Genomic DNA, 21,861 nt, shown 5'->3' with positions numbered 1-21,861 from the left:
GAGAACGGCCCCCGGACGGCTCAACGCAACACCGTCCGTCGACCCTCGAACGGCGGTCGCTACCCTCTGGGCACTCCCCACTTGGCTCAGAGGAAGCGCAGCAGGTGCCATGAGCGACACTTCGAACCTCTCGTTCGACCGGATGCGCGGCATGCTCATGCGGGCGGCCGAGATCCGCGACAGCGAACAGCAGCAGATCTTCGACTCCCTCGACGAGATCCACGCCCGGCTTGCCGCACTGGACGCCATCGGCACCGTGCGCAAGAAGCTCACCGAGCTCCCCGACCGGACCGAGCTCAACGTCCTGGCCGAGCGGCTCGACGAGACCGTGACCAAGCTGGACAACCAGGAGGTCATCCTCGGAGCGATCACCCGCGCCATCGAGTCCCTGCCGGACAAGCTGGCGAAGCCGATCGCCCAGCTCGACGGCAGGCTGGACGGCATGAGCGGCCGGCTCGAGGGGGTGTCCGGCCGGATGGACGGGCTGGACGACCGGCTCGGCGGGCTGCACAAGCGGCTCGACGACCTGGACAACCGGCTCGACCGGCACGAGATGCGCCTGGACGCGATGCCCAACGCGGTCGCCTCTCCGATCAAGGAGCGGATCGAGGGCGTCGAGCGGCAGGTCAAGGACCAGCTCGACGCCGCCGTCGGCTCCTTCGAGGAGACCGGCGAGGGCCTGCGCAACCTGCTCGGCGACACCTCGGTCGGCCTGCACCGCAGGCTGGAGGAGCTGGCCCAGCGGCCCGCCGTCGACCCGACGCCGGGCTTCGAGGCGCTCACCGAGCGGCTCGAGGCGCTGTCGGCCCGGCTGGAGGAGGTCGGCGGCCGGCTGGACACCGTCGAGTCCGGCATGGAGGGCAGGCTCAGCGACCTCGACGGCTCGGTCAAGGAGCGGGTCGGCAAGCTCGGCGGCTCCCTCAAGGACCGGATCGGCGAGCTCGACGGCTCCGTGCAGAACCGGCTGGGCGAGCTCGCCAGCGGTGTCGAGGAGAAGCTCGACGGCTTCGACACCCGGCTGGACAAGCTCTCCGGTGACGTCGAGGGCCGGTTCGACCGGCTCTCCGAGGGCGTCGACACCCGGCTGGCGAAGCTGGCCGAGAGCGTCGACACCCGGTTCGACACGCTCTCCGGCGACGTCGACGGCCGGCTGTCCGGTCTCGACGCGGTGCTGCGGGACCGGCCGGACACCGGCTCGGTCACCGAGCTGGTGACCCGCGCCAACGCGGACTCGGAGCGGCGCAACGCCAGCCAGCTGGACGAGGCGATGGCGACCTTCGCCGAGCTCATCATGGGGCGGGGCGGGCAGTACGCCCAGCAGACCCCGCCGCCCCCGCCGCGGCCCGCGCAGCGCCGGTCCCGGTCCAAGGTCGCGGTGAAGAGCCAGAACGGCGCCTCGGCGGCCGATCTGGTCTCCGACGACCCGGACGACTGACACCGCGAGCAGCCCGGCGACGCCGCGATCCCCACCCGGGGGTCGCGGCGTCGTCGTGTTCAGGGCAGGGCGGCGGCCATCCGCTGCACCGCCTCGGTGAGGACGTCCGGATGCGTCGCCAGGTTCAGCCGCAGGTGCCCGGCCCCGCCCGCACCGAACGGCTCCCCGGCGTTGAGCGCGACCCGGCCGCGCTCCAGGAACGTCGCCGCCGGATCGTCGGGACCGAGCCCGCGGCAGTCCAGCCAGGCCAGGAACGTCGCCGGGGCCGGCCGGTAGCCGATCCCGGGCAGGTGCTCGGCGAGCAGCCCGGCCAGCAGCTCCCGGTTCCGGGCGAGCGCCGCGACGAAGCCGTCCAGCCAGCCGCGGTCCGACTCCAGCGCGGCGACGTGCGCGTGCACGGCGACGTGGCTCGCGCCGACCTCCAGCATGTCGGCGGGCAGCCGGTCGATCGGCGCCGCCGGCCCGCCGACGGCGACGGCCGCCTTCAGCCCGGCCAGGTTCCAGCCCTTCGACGCCGACATCAGGCTGAATCCGTCCTCCGCGCCGGGCACGCTCAGCCATGGGGTGAACGGGGTGCCCGGATCGACCAGCGGGGCGTGGATCTCGTCGGCGACCACGGTGATCCCGTGCCGGCGGGCCGCGGCGGCGACCGCGGCCAGCTCGTCGGCGGTGTGCACGGTGCCGGTCGGGTTCTGCGGTGAGCAGAGCAGGAACGCCCGCACCCGCGGCGTCGCGAACGCGCGCTCCAGCGCGCCCGGGTCGAGCCGCCCGGCGGCGGTCAGCGGCGCGGACACCGGCTCCCACCCGGCGTGCCGGAGGAACGCGAAGAACGGCGGGTACACCGGCGGGGTCACCGCGACCGCGTCGCCGGGCGGGACGACCGCGCGCAGCGCCTCGACGACGCCCTGCATCACGTCCGGCACGACGAGCGCGCGCGCCGGATCGAGCCCGTCCCAGCCCCAGCGGTCCCGGGCGAACGCTGCCAGTGCGCGGGCGTAGCCGTCGCCGGCCGGGTAGCCGGTGTCGCCGTCGGCGAGCACCCGGTTGACCGCGGCCAGCACCCCGGGCGCCACCGGCACGTCGGCCTCGGCGACCCAGAGCGGGAGGACGTCGTCGTCGTAGGTCCGCCACTTCATGCTGGTGCGGCGGCGCAGCTCGGTCAGCGTCGGGAACTCCAGGAGGTCCGGCACGCCACCGATCCTGGCACGGGAGCGCTCAGCGGCGGGCGAGCCGCCGGAACACCGCGTCCAGCTCGGCGACCTTCAGCAGCCGCATCCCGGCGACGGCCAGCGGCAGCGCGATCAGCGTCCCGCCGAGCAGCAGCGTCCACGCCTGCGCGACGACCGGCCAGTCCGCGATCGCCGGCTCGGCGAGCCGGGTCAGGCCCCAGGCGATCGCCGCGGCCGCACCGGAGGCGGCCGTCACCTTCACCAGGCAGCGCAGCACCTCGACGCTGCGGACCCGGCCGAGCCTGCGGCGCAGCAACCACTGCCCGATCAGCGCGCCGCCGACGAACGACAGCGAGTTCGCCGCGGCCAGCCCGAGCACCACCTGGCCCGGCGGCAGCAGCAGCGGGCAGGCGAGCAGCAGCGGGATCTTCACGCCGACCATGCCGACCTGGATCAGGGTCGGCGTGCGGGAGTCGGTCATCGCGTAGAAGACCCGCATCTGCAGCATCGTCACCGCGTAGGGCAGCAGCCCGAACGCCGACCAGGCGACGGTCTCCCCCAGCCGGGCCGCGCCGTCCCCGCTGCCGGCGCCGACCGAGAACAGCGCGGTGCCCAGCGCGCCGCCGAACGCGGTCATCACCGCGGCGATCGGGACCAGCCCGACGGTGGACAGCCGGGCCCCCAGCGACAGGTCCGTCACCACCTGGTCGGTGTCGCCCTGCGCCGCGGCCCGGCTCATCCGCGGCATCAGCGCGGTCAGCAGGGACACCCCGAGGACGCCGTAGGGCACCTGCAGCAGCAGCCAGGCGTTCATGTAGGTGGCGACCGAGCCGCCGTCCGCGGCGGCCGCGACCCGGGTGGTGACGATGTAGCCGGCCTGCCCGACCAGCACGTAACCGACGATCCACAGGGCCATCCCGCCGGCCAGCGAGAGCCGCGGGTCCCAGCCCCACACCGGCCGGTAGGAGAACCCGATGCGGCGCATGAACGGGATCAGCACGGCCGCCTGCACGACGATGCCCAGCGTCGTCCCGAGCCCCAGCACCAGCAGCTTCGGGTCGCCCATCCGCACCGGATCGGCGGAGATCTCGCCGGGCACCAGCGCGTAGACGGCGAGCACGCCGAGCACCACGACGTTGTTCAGCACCGGCGCCCAGGCGAACGGCCCGAACACCTGCTTGGAGTTGAGGATCGCGCCGAGCAGCGCCCCGATGCCGTAGAAGAAGATCTGCGGCAGCAGCAGCCAGGCGAACGCCGTCGCCAGCGCCGGATTGGCCTCGCCGCCGTCGCCGGAGCCCAGGTAGAGCCGGGTGAGCAGCGGCGCGGCGGCCATCGCGAGCAGCGTCGCCAGCAGCAGCGCCACCCCGACGACGGTCAGCAGGCGACGGGTGAACCGCTCGCCGCCGTCCGGGTCCTCGGCCTGGGCGCGGACCAGCACCGGGATCATCACGCTGGTCAGGACGCCGCCGAGGAGCAGCTCGTAGACGATGTTCGGCAGCGTGTTCGAGATCGTGTACGAGTCGTTGACGACCGCGAACCCGAGCACCGCGACGATCGCCAGGTTCCGCAGGAAGCCGGTCACCCGGCTGACCAGGCTGGCGATCGCGATCATGCCGGACGAGCGGACCAGCGAGCCCGCGTTCTCGGTGCCCCCGCCCGCGGGCCCGGCGGGCTCGGCGGGTTCCGGGACCCGGTCGATCGGGGTGGTCGGCGGGCCGTCGTCCGGCGGGACCGACGGTCGCTGGACCGGGCGGGTGACCTCCTCCGGAGCCTCCGGCGGCTGCACCGACTCCGCGGGTGCGCGTCCGGCCCGTTCCGGCATCACCGGACGGGGTATCGGAGCCCGCCGGGGCGGTCGATCCTCACGCATCGCGCCCATCGTGCCGGATCGGTCGCGGACGGTGCGCAGGCCCCGGCGCACCCGGGACGTCGGGGGCAGGGCATGATCACCGTCCCGGTGCGCCCGGCCACGCGGATCGCGGTTCCGCGCACCGGGACGGCGATCACCCGCGGCGGACGTCCAGGACCAGCTCGCGGGGGGCGGGCGGATCGGCGGTGATCAGCAGCGCCGCGCCGGCCAGCAGCCGCCGGGCGTCGGGGATCCGGTCCGGGGTGTCGGTGTGCAGCTCCAGCAGCGGTGTCCCGGCCCGCACCTGGTCGCCGGGCGCGACGAGCAGCCGCACCCCGGCGCCGGCCTGCACCGGGTCCTCCTTGCGGGCCCGCCCGGCGCCGAGCCGCCAGGCCGCGGTCCCGACGGCGAGCGCGTCGGCGCCGGCGAAGATCCCGGACCGGTCCGCGGTCACCGTCTCCACGTGCCCGGCCACCGGCAGCGGCGCCGACGGGTCGCCGCCCTGGGCGGCGATCATCCGTTCCCACACCGGGTACGCCGCGCCGGAGGCGAGCACCTGCGCGGGATCGGCGTCGGTGATCCCGGCCAGCGCGAGCATCTCGGACGCGAGCGCCACGGTCAGCGCGACGACGTCCGGCGGGCCGCCGCCGCGCAGCACCTCGACCGACTCCGCCACCTCCAGCGCGTTCCCGACGCAGCGGCCCAGCGGCCGGGACATGTCGGTGAGCAGCGCCGTCGTCGGGAGCCCGTGCGCGGCCCCGATCTCGGTCATCGCGTCGGCCAGCTCGCCGGCCCGGGCGGCGTTCTTCATGAACGCCCCGGAGCCGACCTTGACGTCGAGGACCAGCCCGCCGGTCCCCTCCGCCAGCTTCTTGCTCATGATCGAGCTGGCGATCAGCGGGACCGACTCGACGGTGCCGGTGACGTCGCGCAGCGCGTAGAGCCGCCGGTCCGCGGGGGCCAGGGTGGGCGTCGTCGCGCAGATCACGGCGCCGACGTCGGCGAGCTGCGCGGTGATCTCGGCGGTGCTCAGCGACGCCCGCCAGCCGGGGATCGCCTCCAGCTTGTCCAGGGTGCCGCCGGTGTGGCCCAGCCCGCGCCCGGACAGCTGCGGGACGGCCGCGCCGCAGGCCGCGACCAGCGGCGCCAGCGGCAGCGTGATCTTGTCCCCGACGCCGCCGGTGGAGTGCTTGTCCACCAGCGGGCGCCCGACGTCGCCGAAGTCGAGCACCTCGCCGGAGTCGATCATCGCCTGGGTCCAGTGCGCGGTCTCGGCCGTGTCCATCCCGTTGAGCAGGATCGCCATGGCCAGCGCGGCCATCTGCTCGTCGGCGACCTCGTCGCGGGTGTAGGCGCCGACCACCCAGTCGATCTGGTCGCGGCTGAGCTCCCGGCAGTCCCGCTTGGCCGCGATGATCTCGACGGCGCTGAACGACCGGCCGCTCACCGCGCGCTCCCCGGCAGGTGCTCGGGCCCGAACGCGTCCGGCAGCACCTCGGTGAACGGGCGCACCCCGCCCGGGGTGTCGCAGCGCAGCTGCGGTCCGCCGAACTCGTAGAGCACCTGGCGGCAGCGCCCGCACGGCATCAGCAGCTCGCCGGTGCCGGACCGGCAGGCGATCGCGAGCAGCCGGCCGCCGCCGGAGAGCCGCAGCTGCCCGGCCAGGGTCACCTCGGCGCACACGCCGAGGCCGTAGGAGGCGTTCTCGACGTTGCAGCCGGTCACCAGGCGGCCGTCGTCGACGAGTGCGGCGGCGCCGACCCGCAGGCCGGAGTAGGGCGCGTACGCCCAGGCCGCCGCGGTGACGGCGGCCGAGCGCAGCGCGTCCCAGTCCGGGACGGGTGGATCGGGCGCCACCATGTCCGCACCGGCTCCGGTGGGTCCGCCGCCGGCCATCTAGCCGCCCTCCCCGCGGCGGTACTCGTCGCCGAGCCGCGCCGGTGGTCGTAGTCGTTGGGACGCCGCGGCGAGCACGATCAGGGTGACCAGCTGCGGCGCGTAGGACGCGAACTCGCTCGGGACGGTGTCGAACGCCCAGTACAGCGCGTAGACGACGGCGCCGGCGCCGAGTGCGATCGCGGCGGCGGTCCACATCCGGCGGATCGCCCACAGCACCGCGACGACGACGGCGACCAGCGTCGCGCCGTAGAGCAGCGCGTGCACCGCCTCGCCGCCGGCCCGCAGCTGCAGCCCGTCGACGTAGCCGAACAGCGCCGACCCCACCAGCAGCCCGGCCGGCCGCCAGTTGCCGAAGATCATCGCCGCGAGGCCGATGTAGCCGCGGCCGCCGACCTGGTTCTCCAGATAGCCGAGCTGGCCCGGGTTGAGCACCAGCGCGGCGCCGCCGAGGCCGGCCAGCCCGCCGGAGATGACCACCGCGACGTACTTGTGCGCGATCACGTTCACGCCGAGCGACTCGGCGGCCACCGGGGACTCGCCGGAGCTGCGCAGGCGCAGCCCGAACGCGCTCCGCCAGAGGATCCAGTAGCTGACCGGCACCAGCGCGAAACCCAGCACGACGATCGGGGTCAGCCCGGTGACCAGGCCGGACAGCAGCCCGGCCAGGTCGGAGACGAAGACCCGTTGCTGCGCCTCCAGCGCCTGCAGACCCGACGACAGGCCGGGCACCGAGAACTGCTCGAAGCCCTCCAGCCGCGGGGACTGGCGCGGGTTCTGCGAGACCGGGGTGAACAGCAGCGTCGCCAGGTACTTGGTGAGGCCGGTGCCGAGCAGGGTGATCGCCACACCGGAGACGATGTGGTTGACGTTGAAGGTGACCGTCGCGACGGCGTGCACCAGCCCGCCGAGCGCGCCGAACGCCAGCCCGCCCAGCACCGCGGCCCACGGCCCCCACTGGTAGCCGGCCCAGGCCGCGCCCCAGGTGCCGAGCACCATCATGCCCTCGAGGCCGATGTTGATGATCCCGGCGCGTTCGGCCCACAGCCCGCCGAGCGCGGCGAACAGGATCGGCAGCCCGAGCCGGACGGCCGCCTCGGAGGTCCCGGAGGACGCGAGCTGGGTCTGCCCGGTGAGCGTCACGGTGACCGAGAGGATCAGCACGAGCCCGGCCGCGATCAGCGCGGACCGCGCCCAGCCGGGCAGCCGGGCGGCCCGTTCCAGCACCGCCGCGGTCATGCCGACGCCCCCACCGGTTGCTGCGGTACCTCGGCGGCCACCCGGCGCTGCTCGGCGCGCCGCTCGATCCGGCGCACCACCTCGTAGGCGACGACGACCGAGAGCACGATCAGGCCCTGCATGATCAGCACGATCTCCCGGGGGATGCCGACGACGTCGAGCGCCACCGCGGACTTGTCCAGGAACGCCCAGAGCAGCGCGCCGAGGGCGATGCCGACCGGGTGGTTGCGGCCCAGCAGCGCGATCGCGATGCCGGTGAAGCCGTAGCCCTGCGGCGAGCTCAGGGTGTAGGCGTGGTCGCGGCCGAGCAGCTCGGGCAGCCCGACCAGCCCGGCGACCGCCCCGGAGAGCAGCAGCGCGATCAGGATGGTCCGGCGCGCGTTCACCCCGCCGGCCGACGCCGCCGTCTTCGACTCGCCGGAGGCCTTCAGCTCGAACCCGAACCGGGTCCGGCCGAGCAGGAACCAGTAGCCGAGCCCGAGCACCATCGCGACGACGACCATGCCGAAGATCTGCCCGTTGCCGACCGGGATCCCGGGGAACCAGCCGGACTCCGGGATCGGCGGGGTGGTGATGTTGTTGCCGCGCAGCTCGCCGAAGGTCTCGGCGCGGATCAGGTAGGCGATCAGCCCGGTGGCGATCGCGTTCAGCATGATCGTCGAGATGACCTCGGAGACGCCCCGGTAGGCCTTGAGCAGCGCCGGGATCGCGATCCACGCGGCCCCGGTCAGCATCGCCACGACCATGATCAGCACGGTGTGCAGCACCGGCGGCAGGATCACCGTGCCGCCGACGATCGCGGCGACGCAGGCGGCGACCCGGAACTGGCCCTCGACGCCGATGTTGAACAGCCGCATCTGGAAGCCGATCGCGACCGCGAGCGCGGCGATGTAGTAGACGGCCGCCGAGTTGACCGTGTCCACCGCGACGGTGCCCGAGCCGAGCTGGGACAGGATCGTGGTGAGCGCCGTCCACGGCGAGGCGCCGCTGATCACCAGGGCGACCGCGCAGAGCAGCGCGGCCACCCCGATCGCCAGTGCGGGTGCGACGACGGCGCCGCCCAGGCGCCTCACGTCGACGCTCCGGTCATCTTGGTGCCCAGCTCCTCCGGGGTGACGGTGGCCGGATCGGCGGTGCCGACCAGCCGCCCGTCCAGGATGACGGCGAGGGTGTCGGACAGGCCGATCAGCTCGTCCAGGTCGGCGGAGACCAGCAGCACCGCGAGCCCGGCCGCGCGGGCCCGGCGCAGCTCCGCCCAGATGCCGGCCTGCGCGCCGACGTCGACGCCGCGGGTCGGGTGTGCGGCGATCAGCAGCACCGGGTCGCCGGAGAGCTCCCGGCCGACGACGAGCTTCTGCTGGTTCCCGCCGGACAGCGCGGACGCCATGACGTCGATGCCGGGGGTCCGGACGTCGAAGCCGGTCACGATCCGCTCGGTGTCGGCCCGCGCGGCGGCGCGGTCGATCAGGCCGCGCCCGCCGATCGGCGGCCGGGACTGGAAGCCGAGGATCCGGTTGGCCCACAGCGGCTGGTCGCCGAGCAGCGCGTGCCGGGTCCGGTCCTCGGGGATGTAGCCGACGCCGTGCTCCCGGCGGGCCATCGTGGACAGCCCGGACACGTCGGTGCCGGAGAGCAGCACCCGGCCGCGGGCGTGCGCCCGCATCCCCATGATCGTCTCGACCAGCTCGGTCTGGCCGTTGCCCTCGACGCCGGCCACCCCGAGCACCTCACCGGCGTGCACGACGAGATCGACGCCGTCGAGCAGGTCCCGGCCGCCGGCCGGGTCGGGCAGACCCAGCCCCTCGACGCGCAGCACCTCCCGGTCGGTCACCGTCGACTCGCGGGTCTCCGGCGAGGGCAGCTCGGAGCCGACCATCATCTCGGCCAGCTGGGAGTTGGTGACCGATCCCGGATCGGCGGTGCCGACGGTGCGGCCGCGCCGGATCACGGTGATCCGGTCGGCGATCGCCCGCACCTCGTCGAGCTTGTGCGAGATGAACAGAAAGGTGTAGCCGTCGGCCTGCATGGAGCGGACGGTGGCGAACAGCTCGTCGACCTCCTGCGGGACGAGGACCGCGGTCGGCTCGTCCAGGATCACCGTGCGGGCGCCCCGGTAGAGCACCTTGAGGATCTCGATCCGCTGCCGGTCCGCGACGCCCAGGTGCTCGACGAGCAGCTCCGGCCCCGCCGAGAGGCCGACGGTCCGGGACAGCTCGGCGATCCGGGTGCGGGCCGCCCGGCCCATCCCGTGCCGCTTCTCCGCGCCGAGCAGGATGTTCTCGGCGACGGTGAGGTTGTCGGCCAGCATGAAGTGCTGGTGCACCATCCCGATCCCGGCGGCGATCGCGTCGGCCGGGGTCCGGAAGTGCACCGGCTCCCCGCCGACGGCGATCGTGCCCTCGTCCGGCGCCTGCATCCCGTAGAGGATCTTCATCAGGGTCGACTTGCCCGCGCCGTTCTCCCCGCAGAGCGCGTGCACCTCGCCGCTGCGCACGGCGAGGTCCACGCGATCGTTGGCGACGACACCGGGGAACCGCTTGGTGATCCCGCGCAGTTCGACCGCGTGCTGCTGCTCGGTCACTTGGTGGACTGGACCTCGATCTCACCGGCGATGATCGCGGCCCGGTACGCCTCGAGCTGCGGCGTGATGTCGTCGACGAAGCCACCGGAGGTGGAGTAGCCGACGCCGTCGTTGGCGAGATCGAAGCGCTCCGGGAGCGAGTCGACGGTGTTCCCGGCGACGGCGTTCACGTAGTCGTACACCGCCACGTCCACCCGCTTGATCATCGACGTCATGATGACATCGCGGACGGCGGTCAGCTGCGGCGAGTTGTACTGGTCGGAGTCGACCCCGATCGCCCGCTGCCCGGCGGTCTGCGCGGCGGCGAACACGCCCTGGTTGGACTGGCCGGCCGCGGCGAAGGAGATGTCGGCGCCGCCGTCGTACTGGCCGGCGGCGATCTCGGTGCCGCGGGTGGCGTCGTTGAAGCCGGTGAAGTCACCGGCCGGGGAGATGTAGGCCGAGTCGATCTGGATGTCCGGTGCGACGGCCTGGGCGCCCTGCTCGTAGCCCGCGTCGAACTTCTGGATCAGCGGGCTGTCCACGCCGCCGATGAAGCCGACCCGGCAGGTCTCGGTCTTCAGCGCGGCCGCGACGCCGACCAGGAACGACCCCTGCTCCTCGGCGAACACCAGCGGGGTGACGTTCGGCAGGTCGACGGTGTCGTCGTCGACGATGGCGAACTGGGTGTCCGGGAACTCGGTCGCCACGGTCTGCACGCCGTTGGCGTAGTTGAAGCCGACCGCGATCACCGGGTTGAAGCCGCCCTGGGCGAGCTGGCGCAGCCGGGTGGTCCCGGCGTCCTCGCTCTCGCCCGGCTGGGCGGTGGCCTCACGGGTGTTCTCCCGGACCAGGCCCAGCTCCTCCACGGCGCGGTCCAGGCCGGCCGCCGCGGCGTCGTTGAACGACGCGTCGCCGCGCCCGCCGATGTCGTAGGCCAGGCCGACCCGCAGCGCGCTCGCGTCCGCGGGCGCCGCCTCGGGGGCCGGCTGCGCGCTGGCCGCCGGGACCGACGGCGGCGCGACCCGCTCGCACTCGCCCTGGGCGGCTCCCCCGCCGCCACCGGTGTCGCGGGCACAGCCCGACAGCGCGAGTGCCGCGACGGCCCCGACTGCGATCGCGGTCGCGAACCTGCTCCGCCGTCCGATGCGCTGGTTGTTCCGCACGAACGTCCTCCCCCGTTCCGGCGCCCGCCGGTCGGCGGCGCGCATCCCGCGGGACGGTAACCGCTCACCGCGCCGAGCGGCAGGGTCGCAACAGCGCTGTGACCGGACGCGTCGACAGGCGGTCGAGAAGCGGGCGGGCGGTAGTCTCCGCGCGCCCGGAGTCGATCTCTGCCGGGCCAGTCGCGTCGAGGAGGACGGTGCCGTCGTGGACCGAGCGGAACTGACCGTGCAAGCGCCGCCGGAGCGGGTGTGGGAGCTGGTCTCCGACATCACCCGGGCCGGCGAGTGGAGCCCGGAGGCCACCGGCGGCCGCTGGCGCGGCGATGCCACCGGGCCCGCGGTGGGTGCCCGGTTCGTCGGGCTCAACCGGCACGGCGTGATCCGCTGGCCGACCCACTGCCGGGTCACCGAGTGCGAGCCGGGCCGCCGGTTCACCTTCGTGGTGACCGAGTCGAGGACGGCGTGGGGCTGGGTGCTCACCCCGACCGACGACGGCGCAGGCACCCATGTCGTCGCCTGGCGGGAGAGCGTGGGCGCGCCCGCGCTGCCGGTCCGGCTGCTGCAGCGCAGCGGGCTGCTCGGCCGGGACCGGGAGACGATGATGCGCGACGGGCTGGAGCAGAGCCTGCAGCGGGTGCGGACGATCGTGGAGGCGCCCGCCGGGTAGGGCATGCTGCCCGGGTGCCCAGCGCCCCGGGATGGCTCGTCCTGCTGTCGGTGCCGCTGATCCTGAGCGGTGCGGCGCCCGCGGCGCCGGCGGCCGGGCTCGCCGCGGCGCCCGCGCCGGTGGCCGTGGCCTGCCCGGGCCAGGAGGTGCCGCCGGGACCGGCCGCCGAGGAGGAGGCCGTGCCGGTGGCGCCGCTGCCGGTGCCGGATCCGCCGATCGGCGGGCTCACCGGCTGCGCCGAGGCGCACGCCGGACCGGTCCCGCCGCCGCCGGTCGGGGTGGCGTCGTACCTGGTCGCCGACCTGGACTCGGGCGCGGTGCTCGCCACCCGGGCCCCACACGCCCGGCACCGTCCCGCGTCGACGATCAAGCTCCTGCTCGCCCTCGTCGTCGACGACGTCCTGCCGCCGGACCGGGTCGTCACCGGCACCGTCGAGGACGCGAACATCGAGGGCAGCCGGGCCGGGATCGGCCCCGGCGGCCGGTACACCGTCGAGCAGCTGCTGCACGGCCTGCTGCTGGCGTCCGGGAACGACACCGCGCACGCTCTGTCCCGCGAGCTCGGCGGCACCCCCGCGACGCTCGCCGCCATGCACGACGCGGCCCGCGGCCTGGGGGCGCTGGACACCCGGCCCGCGACCCCGTCCGGTTTGGACGGCCCGGGCATGTCGTCGTCGGCCTACGATCTCGCACTGGTCCTGCGGGAGGCACTGGACCGCCCGCGGCTCGCAGCCGTGCTGCGGTCCCCGGGCATCCCGTTCCCCGGGTTCGCCGACCGGCCCGGCTTCGAGCTCGGCAACGGCGACCGGATGTTCGGCACCCCCGGCTTCCTGGGCGGCAAGAACGGCTTCACCGACGCGGCGCGGCACACCTACGTCGGTGCCGTCGAGCGGGACGGGCGGCGGCTGGTGGTGGCACTGGTGCGCGGCGAGCCGCAGCCGGTGCGGATGGTCGACCAGGCGCGGGCGCTGCTCGACTGGGGTTTCGGCGTCACCGCGGCCGGGATCGGGACACTGGTGGCGCCGGGCGACGTGCCGGCCGATCCGGGATCGACCGGCCCGGGATCGCCCGTCCCGGGCCCGACCGGTCCGGGCCTGACCGGGGCGGACCCGGCCGATCCGGCGCCGTCCGGGTCCGGGGGGTCCGCGACCGCGGGGAGTCCCGCGGCGGGTGATCCCGCCGCGCCCGGGGACCCGGGATCCTCCGGGACCGACGCCGACGGGACCGGTCCGTCTGCGGCGATCATCGTCGGAGCGGTCGCCGCGGCGGTCGGCGTGATCGCGGCAGTGATGGCGGTGCTGCGGCGCCGGCTGCGGGGCTGACCCGGGATCCGCCGGTCCGGGTCGGTCGGCGTCGAGACGGGAGGGACGCCGCAGCGAGCGGCTGCCACGCGGTGGCGAACCGGTGCCGCGCAGTGGCAAGCCCGTGCCGCGCGATGGCGAGCGAGTACGACGCCGAGCCGGGCGCCACCGGGATCGCGGTCCTGGCCGGCCGGACCACGGACGTCGGCCTGCCGCTCGCGCGGGCTCGTCGCCAGTCCATCGCCGGGTGCGGTCCCGGTCGGTGATCAGCCCGATCACCAGCCCACCGGGCTCGGTCGTCGAGCCGCGCCGCACATCCGTAACCGGGGCGGCCGCGGGACGACCCGGGTGAGCCCCGGGGCCGCGAACCCGCGCCCACCCACCACCGACCCGGACCCACCGCGAACGGGAGAGCCCGCCACACCCGGCACCCGACACGACAACCACCCTGTCCTGAGTGGATTTCCCCCCGGCTTCCTTCTAGAGAACAACCAGCCCAACACGATAGAATCGAACACATGGTCGATATCGACGGTGCGCTGCTCAGCCCCGAGGCGGTCGCCGCCGACCCCTGCCCGCACGGCATGACCCGCGACCTGTGCGCCCTACTGTGCGGAGACGAGAACAGCGAGCCGGTCGTGGTGGTGGACCCGACCCTGCCGGTGGGATTCGCACTGGCACTGGACTGCCAACTCGCCGCCGACAGCCCCGAGCTGCTGAGTGACGCCCAGGTCCTCGACGTCGTCGAAGGCGCCGAACGCATCGAACGATGGGCCTCGGCGTTGCGGACCCGGATGCTGGCAGCGTTCGCCGACCGGCACCCACCCGGCAGCAGCGCCGCACCACCGGGCGCCGACCCCCGGGCGGTCACACCGGTGGGCCGCTGGCTGCCCGACCAGGTCGCGTTGACCTTGCGGGTGTCGCTGGAAGAGGCCCGCTGCCTGCTGGCCGGCGCGGCCCGGTTCGCCCACGTACTGCCCGCGACCCTGGCCGAATGGGAGGCCGGGCGGATCGACCAACGCAAGGCCGAGGCCATCGCACATGCCACCAGCGTGCTCGACGACGAACAGGCCCGCGAGGTCGAAGCGCGGGTGCTGCCCGGTGCGGCGGCGGCGACCCGCCGGTTGCTGCGGGACCGGCTGCGGCGCACGGTGGCCCGGGTCGATCCCGACGGCGCGGCACGACGGCACGAACGAGCCAAGACCGACCGCCGGATGTCGATCAGCCGCTCCGACGACGGGATGGCCTCGCTGTGGCTGTCCGCAGCCGCCGAGCAGACCGAGGCATCATGGCGGTCGGTGGACCGACTGGCCCGATCACTGGGAACCGACGACCCCCGCACCCTGGACCAACGACGCGTCGACCTGGCCCACCAACTCCTGCAGGGCACGGTGACGGTCACCGACATGCAGACCATCCACGAGGCCGTCACCCAGATCCTGGCACCCCACCCACCCGACACCACCAGCACCGCAGGTGCCACCGACACGGCCGGTGCTGCCCGGACGGCCGGTGCAACCGGATCGGCCGGGGCCGGTGGGGGCATCGGGCAGATCGATCAGGTCACCGGCGCCACCGGATACGTCAGCCCCCCGACCGAGATACTCGCCGAGATCGTCGCCGCCGTACTGGCAGCACGCCCCGATCCAGGCACGGCGATCGGACGCAAACCACTGATCCAGGTCGTCGTCTCCCTCGACACACTGCTCGGCGACGACCACCCCGCCGAACTGATCGGACACGGCCCGATCCCCGCCACCACCGCACGCGCCCTGGCCGCCGGCGGCACATGGACCCGCCTGGTGATCGACCCGCTCTCCGGAGCGGTCCGCGACCGCGGCCGCACCACCTACACCCCACCCGAAGACATGGCCGACCTCATACGAGCCCGCGACGGCCTCTGCCGCGGACCACTGTGCAGCAGACCGATCCGCGACCTCGACCACTTCGTCCCCTGGGCCCACGGCGGCACCACCGACACCACGAACCTGCACGGCCTGTGCCAGCACCACCACAAACTCAAGGACGCACCCGGCTGGCAGGTCCTCGCCGCCACCGACGGCTCACTGACCTGGATCAGCCCGTGCGGACACCAGGAGACCACCCACCCACACGACTACCGACCCCACCTCCACGACACACACACGACACCGCCCTCCAACGGCTCCGCGACCGCAACCACCACGACGACGGCAGCCACGACCGCGGCGACGGCGACCACGGCCACGGCCACGGCCACGGCCACGGCGACCACGACGTCCACCGCGGCCACGGCAGCGACGGCGCGAGTCGATGCCGATGCCGAAGCCGATGCCCCGCCGTTCTGACCCGGCGTGGGAAGGGGACCGGGGACGCGGGAAGGGATGGACGGAGGAGCACCCGGCGCGAGAGGAGCGCCCGGCGCGGTAACGAGATGGCTCCGGGCTCAGCGGCGACGGCGGCCCAACGCCCGCAGCCCCAGCGCGCCGCCGATCAGTCCGGCGGTGACCAGGCCGGCCGAGGCGAGCGCGCCGGGGCCCTCCCGCACCACGTACTGCGGCCGGATCACGGCCGGGCCGGGGATGTCGCGCGGTCCCTGGTCGTTCTCCTCGGCGCTGGCCGCCCAGGCCGTCACGAACAGCAGGAACCGGGAGGTGAAGAAGATGAAGATCAGCAGACCGAGGATGGAGCCGAACGCGGCACCGGCCGGGGTCTGACCGATGGTGCCCAGGTAGACGACCATCACCCGCTGCAGAACGGCGAAGCCGATCGCGCCGATCAGCGCGGCCTTCGCGGCGCTGCGGAAGGTGACCGGCTCGCGGGGCAGCCGGGCGATCACCCAGAGGAACACCAGCCAGTTCCCGAGCAGGCCGACCAGGAACCCGACGACGTTCAACAGCACGATCGCCCAGCTCGCGCCGCCGAGGCCGACCAGGCCGAGCAGGTAGCTGCCGAACGCGCCGGTGACCGAGGCGATGGCGAACGACAGCACCAGGGCCAGGCCGAGCCCGACCAGCGCCAGCAGGTCGAACGCCAGCCGCTTGATCATCGGCGGGGCCTCGTCGCGCTGCCCCCACTGCTCGGTGAGCGCCTCGCGGAGGTTGCTCATCCAGCCGATCCCGGAGTAGAGCGCGCCGACCAGGCCGATCAGGCCGATCGCGCCCGCCCGGTTGATCGCCGTGTCGACGACGCCGTCGAGGGTCTGCCCGAGGTCACCGGGCACCGCCGAGGTGATGCCCTCGCGCAGCTGCTCCACCAGCTCGGGATTGCCGCGCAGCACGAACCCGGCGACGGCGAACGCCACCATCAGCAACGGCACCAGCGCCAGGATCGAGAAGTAGGTGATCGCCGCGGCGTAGTGGTCGCCGTGGTTCTCGGTGTAGCGCTCCCCGGCCCGGACCAGGTGGTCGAGCCAGGGGTGCTTCTCCCGCTGGCGCTCGAGGAAGGTCGGGCCCTCCTCCTCGTCGTCGTCGAACCGGTGCGCCGTCGTCGTCGGACGGTTGTCGGCCATCGTTCCCCCGGGGTCGGTCGTGCTCGCCCGCCCGGGACTCGTCAGCCTGCGGGCGGGAGGAAGCCGATCCTCTCGTGAACTGCGGCCAGTGTCGCGCCGGACACCTCGCGCGCCCGGGTGGCGCCCGCCGCCAGCACCCGGTCCAGCTCCGCCGGATCGGCGAGGTAGCCGCGGACCCGCTCGGCGAACGGCTCGGCGAAGGCCGCGACGATCTCGCCGAGATCCTTCTTCAGGTCGCCGTAGCCACGGCCGGCGTACTCCGCCTCGACCTCGGAGACCTTCCGGTCGGTCATCGCCGCGTTGATCGTGAGCAGGTTCGCGATGCCCGGCTTGGCCTCCGGGTCGTAACGGATCTCACGCTCGTTGTCGGTGACCGCCGAGCGGATCTTCTTCGCCGACGTCTTCGGCGGGTCCAGCAGCTCCACGATCCCGGACGGCGACGACGCCGACTTGCTCATCTTCGCCGTCGGGTCCTGCAGGTCGAAGATCTTCGCCGTGGCCTGCGGGATGTAGGGCTCGGGCACCTGGAACGTCGCGCCGAAGCGGTGGTTGAACCGCTGCGCCAGGTTGCGGGTCAGCTCCAGGTGCTGGCGCTGGTCCTCGCCGACCGGCACCTGATCGGCCTGGTAGAGCAGGATGTCGGCGGCCTGCAGCACCGGATAGGTGAACAGCCCGACGGTGGCGCGGTCGGCCCCGTGCCGCGCCGACTTGTCCTTGAACTGGGTCATCCGGCCGGCCTCGCCGAACCCGGTGATGCACTCCAGCACCCAGCTCAGCCGGGCGTGCTCGGGCACGTGCGACTGCACGAACAGGGTGCACCGCTGCGGGTCCAGGCCGAGGCCGAGCAGCTGCGCCGCGGCCACCCGGGTCCGCTGCGCCAGTTCCTTCGGGTCGTGCTCGACGGTGATCGCATGCAGGTCGACCACGCAGTAGAACGCCTCGTGGCTCTCCTGCAGCGCGACCCACTGCCGCAGCGCGCCCAGGTAGTTGCCGAGATGGAACGAGTCGGCGGTGGGCTGGATCCCGGAGAGCACGCGGGGACGGCGGTCGGTCATGAACGGCATCCTCGCAGCCCCCGGCGGACGCGGTCAGCTCGGTTGTACCGGCGACACCGAGCCCCGGTCGAACGCCGCACCGCACCGGTCGCAGACCAGCCGGACCTGCAGCACCGCACCGCAGGCGCGGTGCCGGATCGTGAGGTCCACCGGCGACCCGTCGATCCCGGCGTGCCAGCGGAGCGACCAGTCGACCAGACAGGCGAAGATCGGGAACGACGCGATCCCCTTCTCGGTGAGCCGGTAGCTGCCGTCCCCGGTGCGCGCCAGCACCCCCAGCTCGACGAACCGGCGCAGTCGGTCGGAGAGCACCTCCGGGGAGATCGCGAGCGCGTCGGCGATCCCGCTGAACGAGCGGAGCCCGGTCAGCGCGGCACCGAGCACGGTGGCCCCCCAGCGGTCACCGATGATCTCCATCGCCCCGGGGAGCAGGGACATCGGGTCGTCCGGGAGCCGGCCGCGGGTGCGCCGCGGGTGCTGGCGCGCCAGCTGCTCCAGGCCGGGCGTCCCGGGCGTCCGGTGCACCGTGGTGTCCCGCGGCCCGACCCGCTCGCCGCAGGCCGCGCAGCAGGTCAGCACCCCGGCCGGGGCGCCGCAGGCCCGGTGCACGATGTCCGGCAGCGGGACCTCCCGGGGCACCCAGGACTTCTCCCAGTGCCAGGTGGTGATCAGCAGCTTCCAGACGTCGGCGCCGCGCTCGGTCAGCGCGTACTCGCGCCGCTCCCGGCCGCCCTCACGGTAGGGCCGGGTCTGCAGCAGCCCCGCGTCGACCAGCGACCGCAGCCGCGCGGACAGCGTCGCGTCGGAGATGTTGAGGGTGTCCCGCCAGCCCGCGTAACGGCACACCCCGAGGGCCGCCCGCTGCAGGATCAGCAGGGTCCAGGTGTCCGCGAGCAGGCCGAGCCCGCGCCCGACGGCGCCCAGCTTCTGCGCCCGCACTTGCCCGCCTCCCTTGACCAGCCCCGATCATGATCGTACTGTGAGGGTCTGACTCTGCCGATCGAAGCCGGGCCGCGCAACGGGGAGCGCCAGCGGACGGGGCGGAGTGTGGATCGGGCTCGGGGGGTCCGATCCACCCGGACGGCCGGTCCGGATCCGCGGCGGCGCTGAGGGGGAGGTCGCCACGGTCCGGCCGGTCGTGCGTGGGTGCGACGGTCTAGCCGGCGGACTGCCCGCTGTCGTCCGGGTTCCCGGACTGCTCGTCGTCACCGGTCTCCGGAGCGGGCGCCGGCTGCATCGTCACGACGCCCTTCTCCAGGTCGATCGGGCCCAGCCGCCACTGCTCCCCGCCCTGCGCGGCGTCCGAGTCCTCGTGGATCCGCTTCCGCGGGAACATCTCTCCGAGCACGCTCATGCCACCACCGTACGACGGTTCCGCCGCCCGGCGGCGGCCCCGGCGGCGGGCCGGGCGGCGCGGCCGGTCCGGCCGCTCAGGCCGGGGTGAGCGGCAGCATCGTCGGACCGGGCCGCGGGGCCGGGACCAGCGTCGTCGGCTCACCCCGGTAGGTGGTCGTCCGCTGCCGCACCGGGCGCCCGGCGCCGTGCGCGATCGCGGTGAGCTCCTCCACCGAGCGCTCCGAACCGTTCTCCGAGCCGGCCATCCGGCTGATCGTCTCCTCCATCAGGGTGCCGCCCATGTCGTCGGCCCCACCGGCGAGCACCTCGGCGGCCAGGTCGTCGCCGAGCTTCACCCAGGACACCTGGATGTGGTCGATCCGGCCGTGCAGCGCGAGCCGGGCGAACGCGTGCACCGCCCGGTTGTCCCGCTCGGTCGGCCCGGGCCGGGCGAGTCCGGCCAGGTAGATCGGCGCGTTGTGGTGCACGAACGGCAGCGGGACGAACTCGGTGAACCCGGCCGCGTTGTGCTCACTGGCGCGGTCCTGGATCGAGGCCAGGGTGCGCAGGTGCCCGAGCCAGTGCCGCGGCTCGTCGACGTGGCCGTACATCATCGTCGACGACGACGGGATCCCCAGCTCGTGCGCCGTGGACACGACCTCGATCCACTGCGCGGCCGGGAGCTTGCCCTTGGTGAGCACCCAGCGGACCTCGTCGTCGAGGATCTCGGCGGCGGTGCCCGGGATCGAGCCGAGGCCGGCCGCCTTCAGCTCGGTGAGCCACTCCCGGATCGACACGCCCGCCTTGGCCGCCGCGGAGACGACCTCCATCGGGGAGAACGCGTGCACGTGCATCCCGGGGACGGCCTCGTGCACCGCACGGACCAGATCGCCGTAGAACGAGGTGGGCAGCTGCGGGTCGATCCCGCCCTGCACGCAGACCTCGGTCGCGCCGTCCCGGGCGGCCTCGGCGGCCCGCGCGGCGACGTCGTCGAGGGAGAGCCGGAACGCGTCGGCGTCCCGCTCACGCTGGGCGAACGCGCAGAACCGGCAGCCGACGTAGCAGACGTTCGAGAAGTTGATGTTCCGGTTGACGACGTAGGTGACGTCGTCCCCGTTCACCGACCGGCGGACGTCGTCGGCGAGACCCAGCAGGGTCCGCAGCGCGGGACCGTCGGCGGTGAGCACCGCCATCGCGGCCGCGGCGTGCGCCGGATCGAGCAGCGCCGCCGGATCGGACGCGGCCAGGTCCAGGCCGGCCTTCACGTCGCCGTCGAGCCGCTCGGGCGCCCGCGAGCGCTGCTCGGCCAGCTCGGCCGCCACCTCGTCCCAGTCGCCGTAGACCGAGCCGAAGTCGGTGCGCCGGTCGGCGGTGCGCCCGGTGGTGTCGATGGTGCTGTTCAGGTCGGTGCGCCCGGTGGAGGCGAACCCGCCGTCCGGCTCCTGCCAGGGCCGCCCCTCGACGACCGCGCCCGGATCGGCGAGGCCGTCGGCGGTCGCCAGTGCGGCGACGTGGCCGTGCAGCCGGGTGTCGATCCACGGCGACCCGGCGCGCACGTACTTCGGGTAGGCGGTGAGCCGTTCCCGCAGCTCGAAGCCCTCGGCGGCGGTGACCCGGGCCAGCTCGTCGACGGCCGGCCACGGCATCTCCGGGGACACGTGGTCCACGGTCACCGGGGAGACCCCGCCCCAGTCGTCGATGCCGGCGCGCACCATCAGCCCGAACTCCTCGCCGACCAGGTTCGGCGGGGCCTGCAGCCGGATCTTCGGGCCGAGCACGACGCGGGCGACGGCGATCGTCGCGGCCAGGTCGTCGAGATCGGCGTCCGGGTCGTTCGCCATCGCGGTGTCCGGCTTCGCCCGGAAGTTCTGGACGATCACCTCCTGCACGTGCCCGTGCGCCCGGGCGGCGGAGCGGATCGCGAACAGCGACTCGGCCCGCTCGGTGCGGTTCTCGCCGATCCCGATCAGGATCCCGGTGGTGAACGGGATGCCGACCCGGCCGGCGTCGGTCAGCGCGCGCAGCCGGACGGCGGGCTCCTTGTCGGGGCTGCCGAAGTGCGGGCCGCCCTTCTCGAACAGCCGCTGCGAGGTGGTCTCCAGCATCATCCCCATGCTGGCCGCGACCGGCTTGAGCCGGGTCGCCTCCTCCCAGGACATGACGCCCGGGTTGAGGTGCGGCAGCAGCCCGGTCTCCTCCAGCACGGCGATCGCGCAGGCCCGGACGTAGTCGAGCGTCGAGTCGTAGCCGCGGGCGTCGAGCCACTCGCGGGCCTGCGGCCAGCGGTCCTCCGGCCGGTCGCCGAGGGTGAACAGCGCCTCCTTGCACCCCTGCGCGGCGCCCTGGCGGGCGATCTCGACGACCTCGTCGCGCTCCAGGAACATCGACTCGAGGCGGTGCGGCACGGTTGCGAACGTGCAGTAGTGACACCGGTCCCGGCACAGCCGGGTCAGCGGGATGAACACGTTGCGGGAGTAGGTGACGACGCCGGGGCGCCCTTCCTCGACCAGCCCCGCGTCACGCACCCGGCCCGCGTGCGTGAGCAGCTCGTCGAGATCGTCGCCGCGCGCGGCGAGCAGCACCGCGGCCTCGGTGACGTCCAGCGTCGCGCCGTCCCGGACGCGCCGCAACGCCCGCCGGATCGCGGAGGCGGACGGGGCGGCCTGGGCCGGAACGGAATCGGCAGGAGTGTCGGCCAT

Annotated in this window: 17 protein-coding genes; 4 read left to right on the top strand and 13 right to left on the bottom strand. The window is 74.0% G+C overall.

Annotation, left to right across the window (positions count from 1 at the left end; genetic code table 11):
* Nucleotides 1-109 precede the first annotated feature (109 nt).
* A complete protein-coding gene (locus ABD160_RS30360) occupies nt 110-1,435 on the top strand; it encodes a PA containing protein (protein WP_344029152.1) in 1,326 nt (441 codons plus the stop codon).
* 59 nt (nt 1,436-1,494) lie between these two features.
* Here the strand turns inward: ABD160_RS30360 and ABD160_RS30355 are convergent, their stop codons facing one another.
* The 8 genes from ABD160_RS30355 to ABD160_RS30320 all read right to left on the bottom strand — a co-directional run bounded on the left by ABD160_RS30355 (nt 1,495) and on the right by ABD160_RS30320 (nt 11,359).
* Entirely contained in the window at nt 1,495-2,625 is a 1,131-nt protein-coding gene (locus tag ABD160_RS30355) for a MalY/PatB family protein (RefSeq protein ID WP_344029149.1), read from the bottom strand.
* A 25-nt stretch (nt 2,626-2,650) separates the two neighbouring features.
* Nucleotides 2,651-4,426, bottom strand: a complete 1,776-nt coding sequence (gene murJ / locus ABD160_RS30350; RefSeq protein WP_344029147.1) for a murein biosynthesis integral membrane protein MurJ — start codon at nt 4,424-4,426, stop codon at nt 2,651-2,653.
* A gap of 181 nt (nt 4,427-4,607) precedes the next feature.
* Nucleotides 4,608-5,900 carry a thymidine phosphorylase gene (locus tag ABD160_RS30345; protein ID WP_344029145.1) on the bottom strand — a complete coding sequence of 431 codons (1,293 nt, stop codon included), beginning with the start codon at nt 5,898-5,900 and terminating at the stop codon, nt 4,608-4,610.
* Nucleotides 5,897-6,313, bottom strand: a complete 417-nt coding sequence (locus tag ABD160_RS30340; protein ID WP_344029817.1) for a cytidine deaminase — start codon at nt 6,311-6,313, stop codon at nt 5,897-5,899. The genes ABD160_RS30345 and ABD160_RS30340 overlap by 4 nt, the downstream gene beginning before the upstream one ends.
* A 36-nt stretch (nt 6,314-6,349) precedes the next feature.
* Complete coding sequence (locus ABD160_RS30335) at nt 6,350-7,588, bottom strand: ABC transporter permease (protein ID WP_344029142.1); 1,239 nt, start codon at nt 7,586-7,588, stop codon at nt 6,350-6,352.
* A complete protein-coding gene (locus ABD160_RS30330; RefSeq protein ID WP_344029139.1) occupies nt 7,585-8,661 on the bottom strand; it encodes an ABC transporter permease in 1,077 nt (358 codons plus the stop codon). Before ABD160_RS30330 ends, ABD160_RS30335 begins: the two co-directional genes overlap by 4 nt.
* Nucleotides 8,658-10,169 (bottom strand): ABC transporter ATP-binding protein, encoded by a 1,512-nt coding sequence (locus ABD160_RS30325; protein ID WP_344029136.1) that lies wholly within the window; start codon nt 10,167-10,169, stop codon nt 8,658-8,660. Before ABD160_RS30325 ends, ABD160_RS30330 begins: the two co-directional genes overlap by 4 nt.
* On the bottom strand, nt 10,166-11,359 hold the full coding sequence (locus tag ABD160_RS30320; protein ID WP_344029134.1) for a BMP family lipoprotein: 1,194 nt from the start codon (nt 11,357-11,359) through the stop codon (nt 10,166-10,168). Before ABD160_RS30320 ends, ABD160_RS30325 begins: the two co-directional genes overlap by 4 nt.
* A 160-nt stretch (nt 11,360-11,519) precedes the next feature.
* Between ABD160_RS30320 and ABD160_RS30315 the strand changes: the two genes are divergently transcribed.
* The 3 genes from ABD160_RS30315 (at nt 11,520) to ABD160_RS30305 (ending at nt 15,609) form a co-directional block, all read left to right on the top strand.
* Nucleotides 11,520-11,981 carry an SRPBCC family protein gene (locus tag ABD160_RS30315; protein ID WP_344029131.1) on the top strand — a complete coding sequence of 154 codons (462 nt, stop codon included), beginning with the start codon at nt 11,520-11,522 and terminating at the stop codon, nt 11,979-11,981.
* Nucleotides 11,982-11,995: 14 nt separating this feature from the next.
* Nucleotides 11,996-13,303, top strand: a complete 1,308-nt coding sequence (locus ABD160_RS30310) for a D-alanyl-D-alanine carboxypeptidase family protein (protein ID WP_344029128.1) — start codon at nt 11,996-11,998, stop codon at nt 13,301-13,303.
* Nucleotides 13,304-13,800: 497 nt separating this feature from the next.
* Complete coding sequence (locus tag ABD160_RS30305) at nt 13,801-15,609, top strand: HNH endonuclease signature motif containing protein (protein ID WP_344029125.1); 1,809 nt, start codon at nt 13,801-13,803, stop codon at nt 15,607-15,609.
* Between the two features lie 98 nt (nt 15,610-15,707).
* On the opposite strand, the gene yhjD is transcribed toward ABD160_RS30305, so the two are convergent.
* The 5 genes from yhjD to ABD160_RS30280 form a co-directional block, all read right to left on the bottom strand.
* Nucleotides 15,708-16,772, bottom strand: a complete 1,065-nt coding sequence (yhjD, locus tag ABD160_RS30300; RefSeq protein ID WP_344029123.1) for an inner membrane protein YhjD — start codon at nt 16,770-16,772, stop codon at nt 15,708-15,710.
* A gap of 41 nt (nt 16,773-16,813) precedes the next feature.
* Nucleotides 16,814-17,827 (bottom strand): tryptophan--tRNA ligase, encoded by a 1,014-nt coding sequence (trpS, locus tag ABD160_RS30295; protein ID WP_344029120.1) that lies wholly within the window; start codon nt 17,825-17,827, stop codon nt 16,814-16,816.
* A gap of 33 nt (nt 17,828-17,860) precedes the next feature.
* Nucleotides 17,861-18,766, bottom strand: a complete 906-nt coding sequence (locus tag ABD160_RS30290; RefSeq protein ID WP_344029117.1) for a winged helix-turn-helix transcriptional regulator — start codon at nt 18,764-18,766, stop codon at nt 17,861-17,863.
* 217 nt (nt 18,767-18,983) lie between these two features.
* On the bottom strand, nt 18,984-19,181 hold the full coding sequence (locus ABD160_RS30285) for a hypothetical protein (protein WP_344029114.1): 198 nt from the start codon (nt 19,179-19,181) through the stop codon (nt 18,984-18,986).
* A 76-nt stretch (nt 19,182-19,257) separates the two neighbouring features.
* Nucleotides 19,258-21,861 carry a bifunctional FO biosynthesis protein CofGH gene (locus tag ABD160_RS30280; RefSeq protein ID WP_344029112.1) on the bottom strand — a complete coding sequence of 868 codons (2,604 nt, stop codon included), beginning with the start codon at nt 21,859-21,861 and terminating at the stop codon, nt 19,258-19,260.

It is taken from the genome of Pseudonocardia kongjuensis (assembly GCF_039526905.1).
Classification (GTDB): Bacteria; Actinomycetota; Actinomycetes; order Mycobacteriales; family Pseudonocardiaceae; genus Pseudonocardia; species Pseudonocardia kongjuensis.
The sequence above is the reverse complement of the archived record's forward strand: the minus strand, read 5'-3'. Positions and strand labels throughout refer to the sequence as shown.